At 72.3% G+C, this 16,660-nt stretch carries 14 protein-coding genes and 1 tRNA gene; 5 read left to right on the forward strand and 10 right to left on the reverse strand.

What is annotated here, in order from left to right; translation table 11 throughout:
- Together ACFRFH_RS15675 and ACFRFH_RS15680 are read right to left on the reverse strand one after the other, a co-directional pair.
- Complete coding sequence (locus ACFRFH_RS15675; RefSeq protein ID WP_382463927.1) at positions 1-1,044, reverse strand: glycosyltransferase family 2 protein; 1,044 nt, start codon at positions 1,042-1,044, stop codon at positions 1-3.
- A 121-nt stretch (positions 1,045-1,165) separates the two neighbouring features.
- Entirely contained in the window at positions 1,166-2,932 is a 1,767-nt protein-coding gene (locus ACFRFH_RS15680; protein WP_382463928.1) for a trypsin-like peptidase domain-containing protein, read from the reverse strand.
- A 148-nt stretch (positions 2,933-3,080) separates the two neighbouring features.
- Here ACFRFH_RS15680 and ACFRFH_RS15685 point away from each other — a divergent pair, with 148 nt between their 5' ends.
- Entirely contained in the window at positions 3,081-4,277 is a 1,197-nt protein-coding gene (locus ACFRFH_RS15685; protein ID WP_382463929.1) for a pyridoxal phosphate-dependent aminotransferase, read from the forward strand.
- Between the two features lie 28 nt (positions 4,278-4,305).
- Here ACFRFH_RS15685 and ACFRFH_RS15690 read toward each other — a convergent pair whose 3' ends face one another.
- The 7 genes from ACFRFH_RS15690 to ACFRFH_RS15720 are packed head-to-tail and all read right to left on the reverse strand — an operon-like array spanning position 4,306 to position 10,230.
- On the reverse strand, positions 4,306-5,112 hold the full coding sequence (locus ACFRFH_RS15690) for a carbon-nitrogen hydrolase family protein (RefSeq protein WP_382463930.1): 807 nt from the start codon (positions 5,110-5,112) through the stop codon (positions 4,306-4,308).
- Positions 5,109-6,887: a sensor histidine kinase gene (locus ACFRFH_RS15695; RefSeq protein WP_382463931.1), complete on the reverse strand. Its 1,779-nt coding sequence runs from the start codon at positions 6,885-6,887 to the stop codon at positions 5,109-5,111. The genes ACFRFH_RS15690 and ACFRFH_RS15695 overlap by 4 nt, the downstream gene beginning before the upstream one ends.
- Positions 6,884-7,270, reverse strand: a complete 387-nt coding sequence (locus ACFRFH_RS15700) for a response regulator (RefSeq protein ID WP_382463932.1) — start codon at positions 7,268-7,270, stop codon at positions 6,884-6,886. The genes ACFRFH_RS15695 and ACFRFH_RS15700 overlap by 4 nt, the downstream gene beginning before the upstream one ends.
- Positions 7,267-7,422, reverse strand: a complete 156-nt coding sequence (locus tag ACFRFH_RS15705) for a hypothetical protein (RefSeq protein WP_382463933.1) — start codon at positions 7,420-7,422, stop codon at positions 7,267-7,269. The genes ACFRFH_RS15700 and ACFRFH_RS15705 overlap by 4 nt, the downstream gene beginning before the upstream one ends.
- Complete coding sequence (locus tag ACFRFH_RS15710; protein WP_382463934.1) at positions 7,419-8,159, reverse strand: PHP domain-containing protein; 741 nt, start codon at positions 8,157-8,159, stop codon at positions 7,419-7,421. The genes ACFRFH_RS15705 and ACFRFH_RS15710 overlap by 4 nt, the downstream gene beginning before the upstream one ends.
- Complete coding sequence (locus ACFRFH_RS15715; protein ID WP_382463935.1) at positions 8,156-9,166, reverse strand: ATP-grasp domain-containing protein; 1,011 nt, start codon at positions 9,164-9,166, stop codon at positions 8,156-8,158. The genes ACFRFH_RS15710 and ACFRFH_RS15715 overlap by 4 nt, the downstream gene beginning before the upstream one ends.
- Positions 9,163-10,230 (reverse strand): response regulator, encoded by a 1,068-nt coding sequence (locus ACFRFH_RS15720; protein WP_382463936.1) that lies wholly within the window; start codon positions 10,228-10,230, stop codon positions 9,163-9,165. The genes ACFRFH_RS15715 and ACFRFH_RS15720 overlap by 4 nt, the downstream gene beginning before the upstream one ends.
- A 120-nt stretch (positions 10,231-10,350) precedes the next feature.
- On the opposite strand from ACFRFH_RS15720, the gene ACFRFH_RS15725 reads away from it, so the two are divergent.
- The 4 genes from ACFRFH_RS15725 to ACFRFH_RS15740 all read left to right on the forward strand — a co-directional run bounded on the left by ACFRFH_RS15725 (position 10,351) and on the right by ACFRFH_RS15740 (position 16,094).
- Positions 10,351-10,427, forward strand: a tRNA-Met gene (locus ACFRFH_RS15725).
- Between the two features lie 71 nt (positions 10,428-10,498).
- Positions 10,499-12,001, forward strand: coding sequence for a DUF3375 family protein (locus ACFRFH_RS15730; protein ID WP_382463937.1), 1,503 nt, complete (start codon positions 10,499-10,501; stop codon positions 11,999-12,001).
- Positions 11,998-12,690, forward strand: a complete 693-nt coding sequence (locus ACFRFH_RS15735; RefSeq protein ID WP_382463938.1) for a DUF4194 domain-containing protein — start codon at positions 11,998-12,000, stop codon at positions 12,688-12,690. The genes ACFRFH_RS15730 and ACFRFH_RS15735 overlap by 4 nt, the downstream gene beginning before the upstream one ends.
- Positions 12,687-16,094: an ATP-binding protein gene (locus ACFRFH_RS15740; RefSeq protein WP_382463939.1), complete on the forward strand. Its 3,408-nt coding sequence runs from the start codon at positions 12,687-12,689 to the stop codon at positions 16,092-16,094. The genes ACFRFH_RS15735 and ACFRFH_RS15740 overlap by 4 nt, the downstream gene beginning before the upstream one ends.
- Positions 16,095-16,105: 11 nt before the next feature.
- Here ACFRFH_RS15740 and ACFRFH_RS15745 read toward each other — a convergent pair whose 3' ends face one another.
- Positions 16,106-16,624, reverse strand: coding sequence for an isochorismatase family protein (locus ACFRFH_RS15745; protein WP_382463940.1), 519 nt, complete (start codon positions 16,622-16,624; stop codon positions 16,106-16,108).
- Positions 16,625-16,660 lie beyond the last annotated feature (36 nt).

Here is a 16,660-nt window from a genome sequence, read left to right on the forward strand (position 1 = left end):
CTACCTTCCGGTGTGTGCCGTGATGTTCCGCGTGAGGGACAGGTATCCGAGGATGAACCCGATGCCCCAGCTGAAATGGATGCACGGCAAGACTACGAGAAACCAGAGGAACGACGAAAAGCCGTCGCGCCGTCCCCAGACGAACGCGGACGCCACCACGATGAGCAGGTAGGCCACGGGGACCACGAACGCCCAGAGCAGCCACGGGGTCGCGCCGAGCAGCGCCTGGAGCACGCCGCCGAGGCCGAGCAGCACGCCGAGCGCGACGCCCAGCACCATCACCGGCGGGGCGAAGTAGCGCACGCCGTTGGAGGCCGGGAAGCGCCGCGCGAGCTCGCCGCGCCAGATGCCGGTCGAGAAGAACTGCCGGGCGAGCCGGTACAGATTGGGGCGCGGACGGTAGACCACGCGCAGGCGCGGCGTGAACCAGACGGTCCCTCCCGCCTGGCGGATGCGCCGGTTGAGCTCCCAGTCCTGGCCGCGCTTGATCTCCTCGTCGAAGAGGCCGACCTCCATCAGCCGGTCACGACGGAACACGCCGAGGTACACCGTCTCGGCGGGGCCGGCCGCGCCGCCGACGTGGAGCTTGGTGCCGCCGAGCCCGATCCGGCTGCCGTAGGCGCGGGCGACCGCGCGCTCGAACGCCGTCGTGCCCTGGGCGTCCATGAGGCCGCCGACGTTGTCGGCTCCGGTCTCCTGGATGGCCTCGACCGCGACGCGGGCGTAGTCCGGCGGCAGGACGCTGTGCGCGTCGACGCGGATGACGACCGGGTACTGCGAGGAGCGGATCGCCAGGTTCAGACCGGCCGGGGTCGACCCCACCTCGTTGTCGACGACCCGGATGCGGGAGTCGACGGAGGCCAGCTCCGCGACCAGCTCCGTGGTGCCGTCGATGCTGGGCCCGAGGGCGATGGTGACCTCGAACGGACCCGTGTAATCCTGCGCCAGCAGGCTGTCGACGGCCGCCCGGACGTGGGTCGCCTCGTTGAGGACAGGCATCACGTAGGACACACCGGGGAGGGTGTTCACGTTGTCGTCCGGCATCTGATCCATTCGTCGTTCGGGTCGCGCCGAGCTTATCAGCCGGCGCCTGAGCGACCCGTCTGCGGGCAGTACGACGGAAGGCCGCCCCGCACTGCGGGACGGCCTTCCGGGAGGGTCCGGGTCAGTTCGCCGGGAGCGAGCCCAGGGTGACCGAGGTGGTCTTGGACTGACCGCCGCGGAGGTAGGTGACGTCGGCCTTGGCGCCGGCCGGCAGCGCGCGCACCTGAGCGGTCAGGTCGGTCGCGTCGGTGATCGGGAGGCCGTTGAAGTTGACCACGATGTCGCCGGCCTGCAGGCCCGCGCTCGCCGCCGCGCCGCCGGAGGTGACCGACTTGATCGACGCGCCGACGGTGGTCGCCTTGCTGTCCGAGCTGGCGTCGCCGACCGAGGCCCCGAGGAGGCCGTGGGTCGCCGAGCCGTTCTTGATCAGCTCGTCGGAGATCCGCTTGGCCAGGTTCGACGGGATCGAGAAGCCGACGCCGATGCTGCCCGACTGGGTGCCGGAGGAGCTGCTGCCGCTGGCGCTCGCGATCGCGACGTTGATGCCGATCAGCTGGCCCTTGCTGTTGAGCAGGGCGCCGCCCGAGTTGCCCGGGTTGATCGACGCGTCCGTCTGGATGACCGGGAGCGAGATCGTGCCCTGGGTTCCGCTCTGGGACGAGCCGCCGCCCTGGTTCGGGAAGTCGAAGTTGAACGGGTTCTGCGAGCTTCCGTTGCCGCTGCCGCCGCCGTTCGAACCGTCGGTGGACTTCGGCGCCGCAGAGGACGCGATGCTGATCGACCGGTTCAGCGCGCTCACGATGCCGTCGGTGACGGTGCCGGAGAGGCCGAGCGGGGCGCCGATCGCGACCGTGGTGTCGCCCACGTTCAGCTTGCTGGAGTCGGCCCAGTTCATCGGGGTCATCCCGCTGGCGCCGTCGAGCTTGATGACCGCGAGGTCGGTGGTCGGGTCGGTGCCGACGATCTTGGCGGTGTAGATCTTGCCGTTGTTGTCGGTGACGCTGATACTCACGTTGGACGCGGCGCCGTCGAGGGTGACGACGTGCGTGTTGGTGAGGATGTAGCCGTCCGAGGTGAGCACCACGCCGGAGCCGGTGCCGCCCTCGCTGGAGGCGCTGACGGAGATGGTGACGACGCTGGGCGACGCCTTGGCGGCGACCGCGGTCACCGTCGTGGCGTTGTTCGTGTCGTTGACGGTGATGTTCTGCGGGCCGGAGACGGTCTTGATCGTCGCGTTGCTGCCGGTGGCCGAGTACAGGCCGATCCCGGCGCCGGCGCCGGCGATGCCGCCGATCAGCGCGCCGATGGCCAGCGTGGCGATGATGAGCCCGGTGTTGCGCTTGCGGGGCTCCTTCTCACCGGTGCCCGGCGCTGTGGCGTAGGGCTGCTGGGCGCCGGGCTGCTGAGCATAGGGAGCCTGCGCGTAGGCGGACGGCTGGCCGAACGAGCCGTTGCCGTAGTTCGGCTGCGCCTGCGGCTGGTGCTGCGGGGCGCCGACCGGCTGGCCGTACGGCTGCTGGGGGGCGACCGGCTGGGTCGGCTGCGTGTGGTTCGCCACCGGGTACGGACCCTGGGGCGCGGTGGGCTGCGGGGCCGTCGGCTGCTGCGCAGTGGGCTGCTCGGCAGTCGGCTGCTGCGCGGTCGGCTGCTCGGCAGTGGGCTGCTCCGCTGCCGGCTGCTGCGCCGCAGGCTGGGCGGCAGGAGCGGTCCAGCCGTGGCCTGCCGGGGCGGCGGGCTGCTCTGCGGCCGGGGTCGCGGGAGCCTGCTCTGCAGCGGGGGCGGCGGGGGCCGCGGGGGTCTCGTCGGAGCGAGCCGCGCCGGCATCCACGACCGCGTCGTCGTCGTTCTGGGGCTTCGCGGGCTCCGGGGTGATCGGGGTGTCGGTCATGGTGTGGTGCTCCTTCCAAGCACTAGACAGCTTGGGATGCCAACCTGAGCGTTCTATTTGCGGGTCCTGTGGGCGACCTTCCGCCTCCCGATGACTCCTCCCAACGTAACGAATGGAAGCGATGGGAGCGAGGCCCTAGGTTGGTTCCATGACGGTTTCCGGCGCGTGGAGGGCCGCTGCGCGCGGCGCAGGACTGCTCGGGGCGGACGGGGTCGTCCGCCCGACGATCTTCGCCGAGATGAGCGCCCTCGCGGTGCGCACCGGCGCGATCAATCTCGGCCAGGGCTTCCCCGACGAGGACGGCCCCGCCGTCGTGCTCGACGCGGCCGTCGACGCCATCCGCGGCGGTGCGAACCAGTACCCGCCCGGCATCGGCATCCCGGAGCTTCGGCACGCCGTGGCCGATCACCAGCGGCGCTTCTACGGGCTGGAGGTCGACCCCGACCGCGAGGTGCTGGTCACCGCCGGCGCGACGGAGGGCATCGCCGCGACGCTGCTCGCGCTGCTCGAGCCGGGCGACGAGGTCGTCACGCTCGAGCCGTTCTACGACGAGTACGGCGCCGTGATCTCCCTGGCCGGCGGCGTGCACCGCACCGTCCCGCTGGAGCGGCCCGCGTTCCGGCCGGACCTCGACAGGCTGCGCGCCACGGTCACCGACCGGACCAGGGTCATCCTGGTGAACACCCCGCACAATCCCACCGGCGCGGTCCTCGACCGCCAGACCCTGACGACGATCGTCGAGCTCGCCCACCGGCACGACGCGATCATCGTCACGGACGAGGTCTACGAGCACCTCACCTTCGGGCCGCAGCACATCCCGATCGCGACGCTGCCCGGCGGCCGGGAGCGGACCGTCACCATCTCCTCCGGCGGCAAGACCTTCAACACGACCGGCTGGAAGGTCGGCTGGCTGACCGCGCCCGCGGAGCTCGTGACCGCGATCCTGGCCGTGAAGCAGTTCCTCACCTACGTGAACGGCGCGCCGTTCCAGCCGGCGATGGCCGCCGGCCTCGCGCTCCCCGACGAGTTCTTCACCGGGATCGCCGCCGCACTCGCGCACAAGCGCGACGTCCTGTCGGCGGGGCTGCGAGCGGCCGGGTTCGACGTGCACCGCAGCGACGGCACGTACTTCGTCGTCGCGGACGCCGCGCCGCTCGGGCATCCCGATGCCGTCGAGTTCTGCCGACGGCTGCCCGAGCTCGCCGGGGTGGTCGCCGTGCCGCTGTCCGCCTTCTGCCGCGACGACTACGCGCAGCGGACGGCGTCGCTGGTGCGGTTCGCGTTCTGCAAGCGCGTCGAGGTGCTCGAGGAGGCCGCGGCCCGGCTGGCGACGCTGGGCGGCTGACCGGCGCAGAGTGCGGTGTCAGTGCCGCTCAGTCGATCGGTTCCACCCGGTAGCGCCGCAGCGCGAGCGCCGGGTTCCTCCGGCGGACCTCGTGCACGCGCTCGGCCGACGCCTCCGCGACGGCGACGCCCGCGGTCTCCCCGAGCCCCGCGAGCACGACGCCCATCGGGTCGATGATCGCGCTGGAGCCGACGCCGATCGGCGGCGTGTGGTCGGCCGCCGCGACGTACAGGGTGTTCTCGATCGCGCGCGCCGCCAGCAGCGTCGACCAGTGCTGCTCCTTGAGCGGACCGCGCACCCACTCGGCGGGCACGGCGACCAGCTCGGCGCCGGCGTCCGCCAGTCGGCGGGTCACCTCGGGGAAGCGCAGGTCGTAGCAGGTCTGCATCCCGATCCGGAGGCCGTCCACCTCGAACACCTCCGGCAGGGCGAGGTCGCCAGGCACCACCCAGTCGGACTCCGTGGAGCCGAACGCGTCATAGAGGTGCTGCTTGCGGTAGACGGCGAGCCGCTCGCCGGTCGGGCCGACCGCGACGAGCGTGTTGGCGAACTTGTCGCGCACGCCGGTCTGCTCGACCAGCCCGGCGATCACGTACACGTCGTGGTCCCGCGCCGCGGCCTGGAGCGACTGGACGAACTCCCCGTCGAGCGGCTCGGCGTTGCGCGCGAAGGACGGCCCGAGCGGGTCGGTGAAGTAGGAGGAGTATTCCGGCAGCACGACGAGCCGCGCCCCGCGCCCGGCCGCGACGGCGATCAGCGCCGCCGCCACGTCCCGGTTGTGCACCCGGTCGTCGCCCGGCGTGAACTGGGCGACACCCACGCCGACGCCGGTCATGGCCGGGCCTCCGCGCCGGGCACCGCCTCCGCGACCGGGCGCGGTGTCTCGATCGGGAGCCGGAGGCTGATCGAGGTGCCGACGCCCTCCTCGCTCGCGATGTCGAGCCGGCCGCCGTGCGCGGTGACGATCGCCTTGGTGATCGTGAGGCCGAGGCCGACACCGGGGACCGCGTTACGCGTCGCGGTGGAGGCGCGGAAGAACCGCTGCGAGAGCTGGCTGAGCTCGACCGCCGGGATGCCGATGCCGGTGTCCGTCACGGCCACCACCGCCTCTTCCCCTTCGCGGTGCAGCGAGACGGTGACTTTCCCGCCCGCCTGGGTGAACTTCATCGCGTTGGAGACGAGGTTGTCGACGGCCTGGCCGAGGCGCACGGTGTCGCCGCGCACCTCCACCGCCTCGTCCGGCACGTCGCAGACCAGCTCGACGCCCGCCGTCGCGGCGACCGGGGTCGCCGACTCGACCGAGGCGGCGACAACCGAGCGCAGCTCCGCGTCCTTGATGTCGATCGGGAATCGGCCGGACTCCACCTGGGCGGTGAACAGCAGGTCGCCGACCAGCCGCAGCAGCCGGTGCGCGTTGCGCTCGGCGACGCCCAGGTACTGCAGCTGCTCGGTCGACAGCGGGGACTCGTCGTCGTCGCGCATCAGCTCCAGGTAGCCGAGGATCGAGCTGAGCGGCGTCCGCAGCTCGTGCGAGATGAGGCCGACGAACTCGTCCTTGAGGCGGGCGAACTCCCGCGCCTGGGTCATGTCGGTGGCGACGAAGATGAAGCCGACGCGGTGGCCGTTCTCGTCCAGGCGCGGCGTCGCGGCGACCTGGACGGGCACCTGCTTGCCGTCGGCACGCACGTAGGTCCAGTCGCGAACATCGGCGTAGCCCGCCCGCACGGTGTCGACGAGGGCGGAGAAGTCGTCCATCCCCGCCACCGTCGTGAAGCGCGCGTCCATGTCCTGCAGCCGGTCCTCCAGCTCGCTCACGAGGTGGAACTCGATGACCTTGCGGTCGGCGCCGAGGACCTGCTTCTCGGTCAGCCCGAGCATCTTCTCCGCGCCGGGGTTCCAGACGTCGATCACGCCGTCGAGGTCCGTGCCGATCACGGACTGCTCCGTCACGGCGTTCCAGATGCTCTGGATGAGCCGGTTCGCGGTCTTCAGCCTGGCCTCGTTGAGCACCAGCTCGTCCTGCGTGCGCACGGCCTGCGCGAGCAGGTCCTCGCGTTGCGCCGCCGCTGCGCGGGTCGCCTCCAGCTGCCTCCGCGAGCGGTGGGCGATCTCGTTGACGACCGCGGCCACGATCGCGTAGATGACCGGGGAGAAGAAGGCGCGGATCAGGTCGGCGGGACTCGTCGAGCCCACATCGACCAGGATCGGGCCGATCAGCACGAGGAAGATCCCGACCGCCGCGATGAGGATGTTGCGCCGGCCGTCCTCGGTCGCGATCCAGACGAACGGCAGCAGCAGGATGACGCCGATGGACGACGTGCTGCCCCCGGTGCCGATCCGCATCAGGCCGATCGAGAGCATCGCCACCAGCGGCACGACGACGTTCCAGTGCGCGTCGATCCGCGGCCACGGCACCAGGATCGCCAGCAGGAAGGCGCCGATCATCACGGCCACCGAGCCGGCGACGAAGAGCGGGATGTGCGCGCTCACCACCCCGGGGATGAGCGACAGTCCCAGCGCGATGATGTAGCCGACCAGCGTCGGCACGAGCTTGACGAAGACGGAGGGTGATTCGAGCGGGATGCGGCTGAGCCAGCGGTCGACCGTCATGCGGATTCTCCCAGTCCGAGCATCGAGCGGATGCGCTCGGAGAGCACCCGCGGGCTGAACGGCTTGATGATGAAGCTGTCCGAGCGGTCGGCGACGATGCCGTGGTCGGTGAGGAGCTGCACGGAGGCCGACACCATGAGGATGAGCGTGCTCTTGGTCAGTGCGTCGCCGCGGATCGCCTCGGCGACCTCCACGCCGTTGAGCCCCGGCATCGAGATGTCGAGCACCGCCAGATCGATACCACCGGCGTTCACCGCGTCGAGCGCCGACTGGCCGTTGTCGACCGCGGCCACGATCTCCACCCCTGCGCGGTTCGCGGCGATCACCATGAGCCCGCGGATGTCGGCGTCGTCGTCCGCGATCACGACCCTCTTGGCCGTCACGAGAAGAACACCACCCGCACCACGACGATCACGGCGATGATCAGGAGGGCGACGCCGCCGTAGATCGGCAGCCGCCGCTCCCAGCGCCGGTTGCTGTCGAGTTCGCGCTGCAGCTCCTCGCGCTGCACGCGGGTCAGATCGACGGGGCTCATGCCTGCTCCTCCGGTTCGACGGCGTCGAGCACGGCCGCCACCCGGTCGTAGCGGCCCACGTCGGCGGCGTCATGACTGTCGGTGGAGGCAACGATACGCGCACCGGCGGCACGAAGAGCGCGCACGGCGTCGGGGCCCGGGCAGGCCCACTTCTCGTTGACCTCCACGATCGTCCCGGTCGCTGCGGCAGCGCCGGCCCAAGCGTCCAGCCGGGAGGCGCCGAGCTGTTCCTCGGCGAGCCCGACCTTCGGCAGGATGGAGAACCAGTGCGCGAGCTGCGCGTGCGGCGTGCCCTCCATCGCCCGGATGCTCGCCTCGATCAGCAGGTCGAGGGCGTCGTCCGCCGAGAGGCCGGCCGCGAGCCGCTCGCGGGTGGCCTCGGGCGACCACGGCCCGCCCGTCCCGGGGAACTGGTGGTCGCCGATCACGACGGCGTCGACGCCGCCCGGGCCGACGACGAGGTCGGCCGGGGTGTCGACGGCGCCCGTGACATCGAGGAGCTTCGCCTCCACGCCGGTGAGCACGGTGAGGCCGTCCGGCACCGGCTCGGCCGCGACAGCAGCGACGAACTCCGGCACCCAGGCGGTGGAGGCGCGGACGTGGTCGGTCAGCCGCACGGTCCGCAGTCCGGCCCTGTGCGCCGCCGCGATGTTCTCCGCGAGCGTGCTGCGAGCGTCATCGGAGAAGGTCGAGTGGACGTGGTAGTCGCCCTGCAGCAGCGAACTCAGCCCGGTCACTCCCCCGGCCCTTCGGCGTGGGCGACGTTCTCGGACACGAGCACGTCGCGCGGGTCGAGGAAGACGTCCTCCAGGAAGCGCACGTTGGCGAGCTCGGCGAAGTCCACGGCGGACGGCACGGGACGGCCGAGCACCAGGTCGAGCAGCAGCGACGGCATGTCGACGCCGGCGGCGATCGTCAGCGGCATGGCGCCGGGGAAGCGCGGGTTGACCTCCAGCAGGGCGGGGACGCCGTCGCTGCTGTAGCGGAGCTGAACGTTGGCGACCCCGGTCAGGCCTATGGCGCGCGCGACGTCCGCGGCGGTCTCGGACAGCTCGGCCCTGCGGACCGTGCGTCCGGCGATAGAGACCCCGGAGTCGACCCGCTCACGGGAGCGGGGAACGGCGGCGATGACGCTGCCGTCGAGACCGGCGAGCACGTCGACCGAGAACTCCTCGCCGGGGAGGTTCTCCTGGATGATGATGCTGCGGTCCTCGCCCAGCGCCTCCAGCGCAGCGCGGTCGGCGATGAGCCGGACGCCGCGCGAGCCTGCGCCGCTGCGCGGCTTGACGATCACCGGGAACACCCATTCCGCGCCGACGCCGTCGCGGTCGAGCAGCCGGGTCTCCGGGAGGCGGGCGTGGCCGTCGACGGCCTGCGCGAGCCGGTACTTGTCGAGGCAGGTGACGAGCGTCTCGTGGCTCGGCGCGGCGAGCGACGTGCCGACGGCGGCCAGCTCGTCCCGCCGCGCGGCGAGCCCGGGCAGTTCGACGTCCACCGTCGAGAACAGCACGTCCACGTCGTCGGCGGCGCACAGTGCGATCACGTCGTCCACGAACTGCGGCGACGTGCCTGCTGGGACGATCCGGCGGGCCTGCTCCGGCACCAGGTAGAGCCCGCTCGCCCAGCCGTCCATGTCCGCGGCGAGTACCTCGACGTCGGCGCGCTTGAGCAGCGAGCGGATCACCGCGACGCCGGCCGGTCCCCCTGCTCCGGTGACGAGGACGCGGGTGGTGCTCCGGGTCATTCCTGGTTCCTTCTGATGCGGGCGTCGGTGTGGATGCTCGCGGCCGGCACCGAGATGTCGGCGGTGTCGCGCATCACCTCCAGCGGCTCGCAGCTCGTTCCGCCGCCGAACCGCGACCAGTACCGCGCGGTGGCGAGCACGAAGTCGTGCTCGAGGTACGCACGCTGCTCGGTCTGCGAGCGGAAGCAGTCGATGAGCCGCAGCTTGGACTCCGTGAACCCGTCGATCGGCACGAACCGGGTGGGCCGGAAGTCGATGGTCGCCGACGGGCTCTGGAAGCAGCACACCGTGCGCACGTCGCGGGTCGCGACGTTGACGGCGGCGTGCACGGCGCGGTGGTCCTGGTGGCGGTCGTGCGCGGAGTGGGTGTAGACGATGTCCGGCTTCACCTCGGCGACGATGCGCTCGATGATGCTGACCGTGGGGTCGCCCGCGGAGATGCGGGTGTCGTCCAGGTCCTCCAGGAACAGCCGGGCGCCCAGCAGCTCGGCCGCCGCGAGCGACTCGTGCTGCCGGTCGTCGGCGTCGCCGCCGCGGGCGCCGCGGGAGAGGGTGAGGATGACCACCTGGTTGCCGGCGTCGCGGTGCGCGGAGAGGATGCCGCCGACGCCGATCTCGACGTCGTCCGGGTGCGCGCCGATCGCGAGGACCACCTGCTGCTGGCTGGCGGCGCGCTTGGCGCGGCCCTCCTCCGCGAGCCGTCCGACGATGGCGACCAGCTCGGAGGAGGCGATCGGCTTGGTGAGGAACTCGTCGGCCTGGGCGCGCAGGGCGGAGACGGCGTAGTCCACCGAGACGTGCGCCGTCATCACGACGACGGGCATCCCCGGATGGCGGCCGCGCAGCTCGCGCAGGAGGTCGATGCCCGAGATGCCGGGCATCTCGATGTCGGTGATGACGACATCGGGGTCGAACGCGGCGATGGTGTCGAGGGCGATGGAAGGGTCCGTCACGGCGACGACCTGCGCGTCCGCGCGCTTCTCGAGCACTGTCTTCATGTAGAAGGCGACGTCGGGATCATCCTCGATCACGCACACGCGGTACTTCTGAGCAGGGTTCGCCATTCGCCGTCCTCCGGGTCCTGGCAAAACTCTACTGGGACGACCGGTCTACGTGATCGGACTCGCCCGGGCCTGAAGCCGATTTCGCACTACCCCGAGCTCGTGATAGGTTTTTCCTTGTGCCGCGGGGTGGAGCAGCTCGGTAGCTCGCTGGGCTCATAACCCAGAGGTCGTAGGTTCAAATCCTGCCCCCGCAACCAACTGGCCCGGACTTGAGGAGAAATCCCCAGGTCCGGGCCGATTTTTGTCTGCACGGCATTCCGGAGGATGAGTGGACGAGGCTCTCGACGCCGGACGCGTCGCGGCGGTCTGGGAGGAGCATCCCACCTGGGCGCTGCTGCGCAGCTACAACGGCCGTTGGGTCCTGCCGCTCTTCTCGCGCCACCTCGAGTACGCCGACGGAACGGTGTCGGCCGACTGGTTCCACCAGAAGGTCGCCGAGGCGCTCGACGCACTGGACGACGACCGCGACGACGACCGCGAGCATCCGGCCGACGCCGAGTCCTCGCGCACCTCGCCGGTCGAGTACTGCCGGAGCTGGGTGGACAGCCGCTGGCTGCTCCGCACCCGCGCGGGCGCCGGCGAGGGCCGTGCGCGCTACCGGCTCTCGCAGCACGCCCTCCAGGCGCTGCGCATCGTCCGCGAGCTGGCGGAGCCGGACAGCGCGGTGTCGGAGGCGCGCTTCGCGAGCATCGCGCACGCCGTCCACCACCTCGCCGCGCTCACCGACCCCACCGCGGAGTCCCAGCTCGACCGCCTCGACCGGGAGATCGCCGAACTGCAGGCGCGCCGCGACGCCATTGCGCAGGACGGAGCGGTGGCCGCCTCCCCCGAGACCGTCGCCCGCCAGGTGCGCGAGGTGCTCCGGCTCACCGCGACGCTGCCGGAGGACTTCCGCCAGCTCGGTGCGATGGTCGAGCAGCGCCACCGCGAGGTCGCGCGCGCCGCCTCGTCGGAGCACGTCGGCAAGGGCGCGCTCGTCGACCGCTTCCTGCGCGACAACGACCTGCTGGAGCAGACCCCGGAGGGCCGCGCCTACCGCGGGTTCGCCGGAATGCTGTCCTCGCGCCAGCTGGAGGGGATGCGCGCCGACATCGACCGCGTGCTGTCCCGTCCGGACACCGAGCTGACCGAGCGGCAGCGCACCCAGCTGGAGACCCTGATCACCTCGCTGCTGGCCGAGGAGCAGACGGTCCAGGAGACCTACGTGCGCTGGACCTCCTCGCTGCGCCGGTTCCTCAGCCGCAGCGGCTCCGACCGGCATGCCCGGCTGCTCTCCCTCGCGGCCCGCGCGCTCGACGCCGGGGCGCTCTGGACCGAGCGCCGGCCGGGCCCCGTGCTGGTCGACGGCGACGTGCTCGGCATTGGCGGCTGGGATCTCGTGGACGTGACCCAGACCCAGCTCTGGCGCGATCGCGGCCGCCCGGAGGTCGGCGTGACGATCACCGAGAACGACGACCCGCTGCCCGACCACGAGCGGGAGGCCCTCCGGCTCGCCGTGGGGACCAGCGCGGCGGCGGTGCGGGAGACGATCGACTCCCTGCTCTCGCGCGCGGAGACCGTGACCGGCGCCGACGTGTACGCCGAGACCCCGCCGGAGTTCCGCCGGCTCGGACTGGCCGTGAGCCTCATCGAGCTCGGCGCCGAGCACGACGCGGTGGCCGAGGGCGTCCAGACCGTGCCGCTGGAGCTGGCCGACGGCGACCGCGAAGTGACCATGCCGCTGCTCGTCTTCGGACGGGACGCGCTCGAGACGGAGGCGGAGGACCGATGACGGACACGCTCGAACAGGACCAGCTCGGCAGCGAAGGGGTCGAGGACGGACCAGGAGCGGACGCTTTCGGCGACCGCCCCACCGACGCCCTCCCCCGGGAGGCTCGCACGGCCCTCGTCACCCTGCTGACGAGCCGGTTCATCACCCGCGCCAAGCAGCCGGACGCCTGGCGCGGCCTCCTCGACCACGAGGACGACATCCGCGCCAGGCTCGGCGAGCTGTTCCTGACCCTGCACCTCGACCGCGAGCACGAGGTCGCCTTCAAGCGGCAGAACGGCGAGGACGGCGTCCCCGTGCTGCTGCGCCGCGAGAAGCCGCTGTCCCGCGACGCCTCGCTGCTGCTGGTGCTGCTGCGGCAGGAGCACGCCTACACCGACGCCCAGGACGAGCCGGTCACCGTCAGCCGCGACCACATCGCCGAGTTCCTCGGCCGGTTCCAGGGCGACTCCGCCCACGACGAAGTGCGCGTGGACCGCCGCATCCGCGCGGCGATCGCCGCCCTCGACCGGCTGGAGCTGCTGACGCCCGCCCCGGACGACCCCGAGCTCTTCCTGGTCTCGCCCGCGGTCGTGCCGCTGATCGGGACCGCCGAGCTGCTCCACCTGGAGCGGATGTTCCTGGAGGGCGCAGGGGCGCCCATCGAGACCTCCAGCGCCGCCGACACCGCCGCCGAGGAGGCCGCCGAGTGACCGACCTGCCCGCCGACGAGGGACTCCTGCGCCGTGGCCAGTTCCGCATCGAGCTCGTCCAACTCCTCAACTGGGGAAGCTACGAGGGCCTGCACCGCATGCCCGTCGGCCGCGGCGGCATCGCCATCCTCGGCCCGACCGGACGCGGCAAGTCGACCGTGCTCGACGCGATGTCGGCCGTCATCATGCCGAACCCGCAGGAGTTCAACCGCGCGGCGCGCGACGACTCCCGGCAGCGCTCCGAGCGCACCGTCTACAGCTACGCCCGCGGCAAGACCGACGAGGTGAAGGACGCCGGCTCGGACACCACGACGACGCACTTCCTCCGCCCGCTCGGCACGGCCTTCCCGAGCGGCGCCGCCATCACCTGGCGCACCGAGCTCGGCGAGACGATCACCGCCGCGCGCCTCGCCTGGATCGGGCCGGAGACCTCGACCCAGGACGAGGTCACCGGCTCGACGGTCTACCTGCTCGCTCACGGCGAGTTCCCGCTCGGCCGGCTCAACGAGCTGGTGCATGAGCCGGGCAGCTCGTCGCCGCTCACCCGCGCCTCCCTCGCCCGGCTGGTGCACCCGGAGCGCGACCTGGTCACCTCCTCGCAGCCCGAGTTGCGCGTGCGGCTGTGCGAGGAGCTCGGCATCGGCGGCAGCGACGAGTCCCAGCTCAAGGCGCTCACCCTGCTGCGCCGCGCCCAGGCGTCCAAGGGCGTCTTCTCCATCGACGAGCTGTTCAAGAGCTTCGTGCTCACCGAGCCGCGTGCGCTCTCCCGGTGGGAGACCACGCTCAGCAGCTATCGCGAGGCGTCGGCGCTGTACGACGTGTTCGAGACCACGCGCCGCAAGCTGGAGGTGCTCGCCGACATCCCGGCCCGCGCCGAACAGTACGCGGCGGCCGCGGAGGACGCGACCGGCAAGCGCCGCCTGCTCTCCCCCGCCGACGGCGAGTCCGACCCGCGGCTGCGGGTCTGGCTGGCCGAGCGCATCCGCGACTGGGTGTCCGGCCAGGTGGACGAGGTCCGCGACCGCAAGCGCGAGCAGGAGGCGCTGCGCCGGGAGGCCGACACTCAGGAGCGCGCGGCGCACCGTGCGCACCAGGACGCCCAGGCCCGGCTCGCCGCGGCCGGCGGCGACCCGTCCGTGGCTCTCCGCCGCGAGCACGAGTTCGCCGAGCGCGTGCTCGCCGCGCAGACCCGCGAGCGCGCGGCGGCCGACGCCGTGTTCACCCGTGCGGGCCTGACCGCGCCGGAGTCCGCCGACCAGCTCGCCGAGCTGCAGCGCGAGGCCGAGTCGCGGCTCGCCGCGGTCACCGCCGACGACGAGCAGCAGGCGCACCGCTACGAGCTGGCCGGCCGCGTCGACGCGGCGAAGAAGGCCATCGCCGCCGCGACCGCCGAGAAGCGGTCGTTCGAGCAGCGCCGCAGCAACGTCCCGGCCGACGCCGACGAGCGCCGCCGCCGGATCGCCGAGGGCGCCGGGCTGTCCCCGGAAGACCTCCCGTACGCGGGCGAGCTGTTCGAGGTCGCCGCAGGCCGCCGGGACTGGAGCCGTGCGGTGGAGGCCGTGCTCGGCGAGGTCGCGACGCACCTGATCGTCGACGAGCGCAGCTTCGACGCCGTCCGCCGGTTCGTGAACGGGGCCGACATGCGCGGCCGGGTCGTGCTGGTCCCCGCCGCCGCCGGACGCGCCCCCGCGCTCGACCCGGTGGACCGCACCGTGCCCGATCTCCTGCAGTTCGACGACGCCAGCCCGTTCTGGGGCTGGCTGCACGACGAGCTCGTGGCCGACCGCAGCGTGCTCTGCGTCGAGTCGCCGGAGGAGCTCGACGCGCCACGGCCGGCCGGCGTCTCCGGCGCGGTCACCCGCTCCGGCCTGCGCTCGGCCGCACGCGGCCGCGTCGTGAAGGACGACCGCCGCACCGCCTCCTGGATCGGCCTCGACAACACCCCGCGCATCCACGAGCTCGCGTCCCGCATCGCCTCCCTCGAGGCCGAGCTGGCGGAGGCCCGCGCCGAGTCCGACCGCGCGGAGGCCGAGCACGGCGATGCCCGCCGCCGCAGCGAGGCCCTGGGCGCGGTTCGCGCGATCGAGTGGGAGGCCATCGAGGTCGGGCCGCACGCCGCGCGCGTCGCCGAACTCGCCGAGCAGCTCGCCGACGTCTCCGTCTCGCACCCCGAGGCGGCCGCCCTGCAGGAGGAGGCCGAGCGCCACGACCGCGAGCGCATCGACGCCGCCAAGCGCGGCGCCGCCCTCCAGACCCGCGTGGACGAGCTGGAGTCGCAGCACGCCGACCTCATCGACATCGAGGACAGCGTCGCCGACGCCCTGGAGGACAATAGCGCGCTGACCGCCGAGGAGCGCCTGCTGCTCGGCACGCTGCCGTTCGCGGCGCCGCGGGAGCCGGCCGACGTCGACCGACGCTACGCCGAGGCGCTGGCGGCGCTCCGCGACCAGATCGACGCGCACCAGCAGAACGTCGAGCACTACGAGCAGCTCCTGATCGTGACGTTCGAGCGCTACCGCGACCTCGACCCGGGCGCCGAGATCGACGCGACCATCGACAGCCTCCCCGCCGTGCAGGCCATCCACCGGGTGCTCGTGGAGGACGACCTCCCGCGCGCGAAGTCCGACTGGCTGGTCAAGGCCGGCGCGAGCATGGGCGACAGCCTGCGCGCCCTCCTCACCCAGATCGAGGAGGACGGCCACGCCATCCGCCGCGGCGTCCGCCCCATCTCGAGCGCGCTGCGCGGCATCGAGTTCCGGGAGGGGTCGACGCTCGACATCGACCCGCGGCCGGTGTCCAACAGCGATCTCCACGAGTTCACGCGCACGCTGCGCAAGCACACCGCGACCGCGGCCGGGGCCGACCGGAGGGACGCGGCCGCGATCGAGCGCGACTTCCTCGACCTGCGCCGCGACCTGTCCCGGCTGGAGGAGCGCTCCCGGGCGGGCGAGGCGTGGCGGCGCCGCGTGCTCGACGCCCGTGAGCACTACCAGTTCCGGGCGATCGAGACCCGCGCCGACGGTGCCCAGATCGTCCACGAGGGCGTCGCGGGCAAGTCCGGCGGCGAAGGCCAGGAGCTCATCGCCTTCGTGCTCGGCGCCGCGCTGCGGTACCGGCTCGGCGACGGGACGGACGCCACCCCCACCTACGCCCCGATCATCCTCGACGAAGGCTTTGTGAAGGCGGACAACGAGTACACCGGGCGTGCGCTGGCGGCGTTCCGCGGGCTCGGCTTCCAGCTCATCGTCGGCGCCCCGCGCGACAAGGTGAACGCGTTCGAGGAGCACGTCGAGTCGGTGGCGTACGTCACGGGCGACCCGGCGCGGCCCGGGCTGTCGCGGATCTACTCGCTCAGCATCCGGGAGGCGCTGGAGGGCGAGCGGATCGGGGCGCTGCAGGGCTAGGCGGGGCTGCTCTAGCCGAACGTCACCTCGTCCAGCTCCGGAACCTCCACGCCGGCCGCGATGAGGTCGAGCGTGACGCGCTCCACGATGTCGGCCGCCGGCTCGCCGTCGTCGTACGTCCAGTGCGCTCCGGCCGGGACGATCACGTCGAACCCGCGCTCCAGCGCGCCGACCGCGGTCGCCTGCACGCAGTACTCGCTCTGCAGGCCGGCCACGACGAGGGTGTCGACGCCCATCGCCCGCAGCACGTCCGCCAGCGCCGGGTTGGACTCGAAGGCGTTCGCGGCGTCCTTGCGCACCACCGGCTCGCCGGGCAGCGGCGCGAAGACGAGCTCCCAGCCCGGTGTGCCCGGCTCGTCGGGATCGCCGCGGCGTCCGTCGTTCTTCACATGCACGATCGCGGCGTCCGCGTCCCGCGCTGCGTCCAGCAGGTCGGCGAGCACACCACGGAAGTCCGCGGCGCCCTCGACGGCGCTCTCGCCCTCCAGCATGTTGCGTTGGACGTCGAGGAGGATCAGGCCATATCCCATGCGTTCCATCATGCGCCGCATTCGCTATGGTCGTAA

The sequence above is a fragment of the Leifsonia sp. NPDC056824 genome, from assembly GCF_042789575.1.
Classification (GTDB): Bacteria; Actinomycetota; Actinomycetes; order Actinomycetales; family Microbacteriaceae; genus Leifsonia.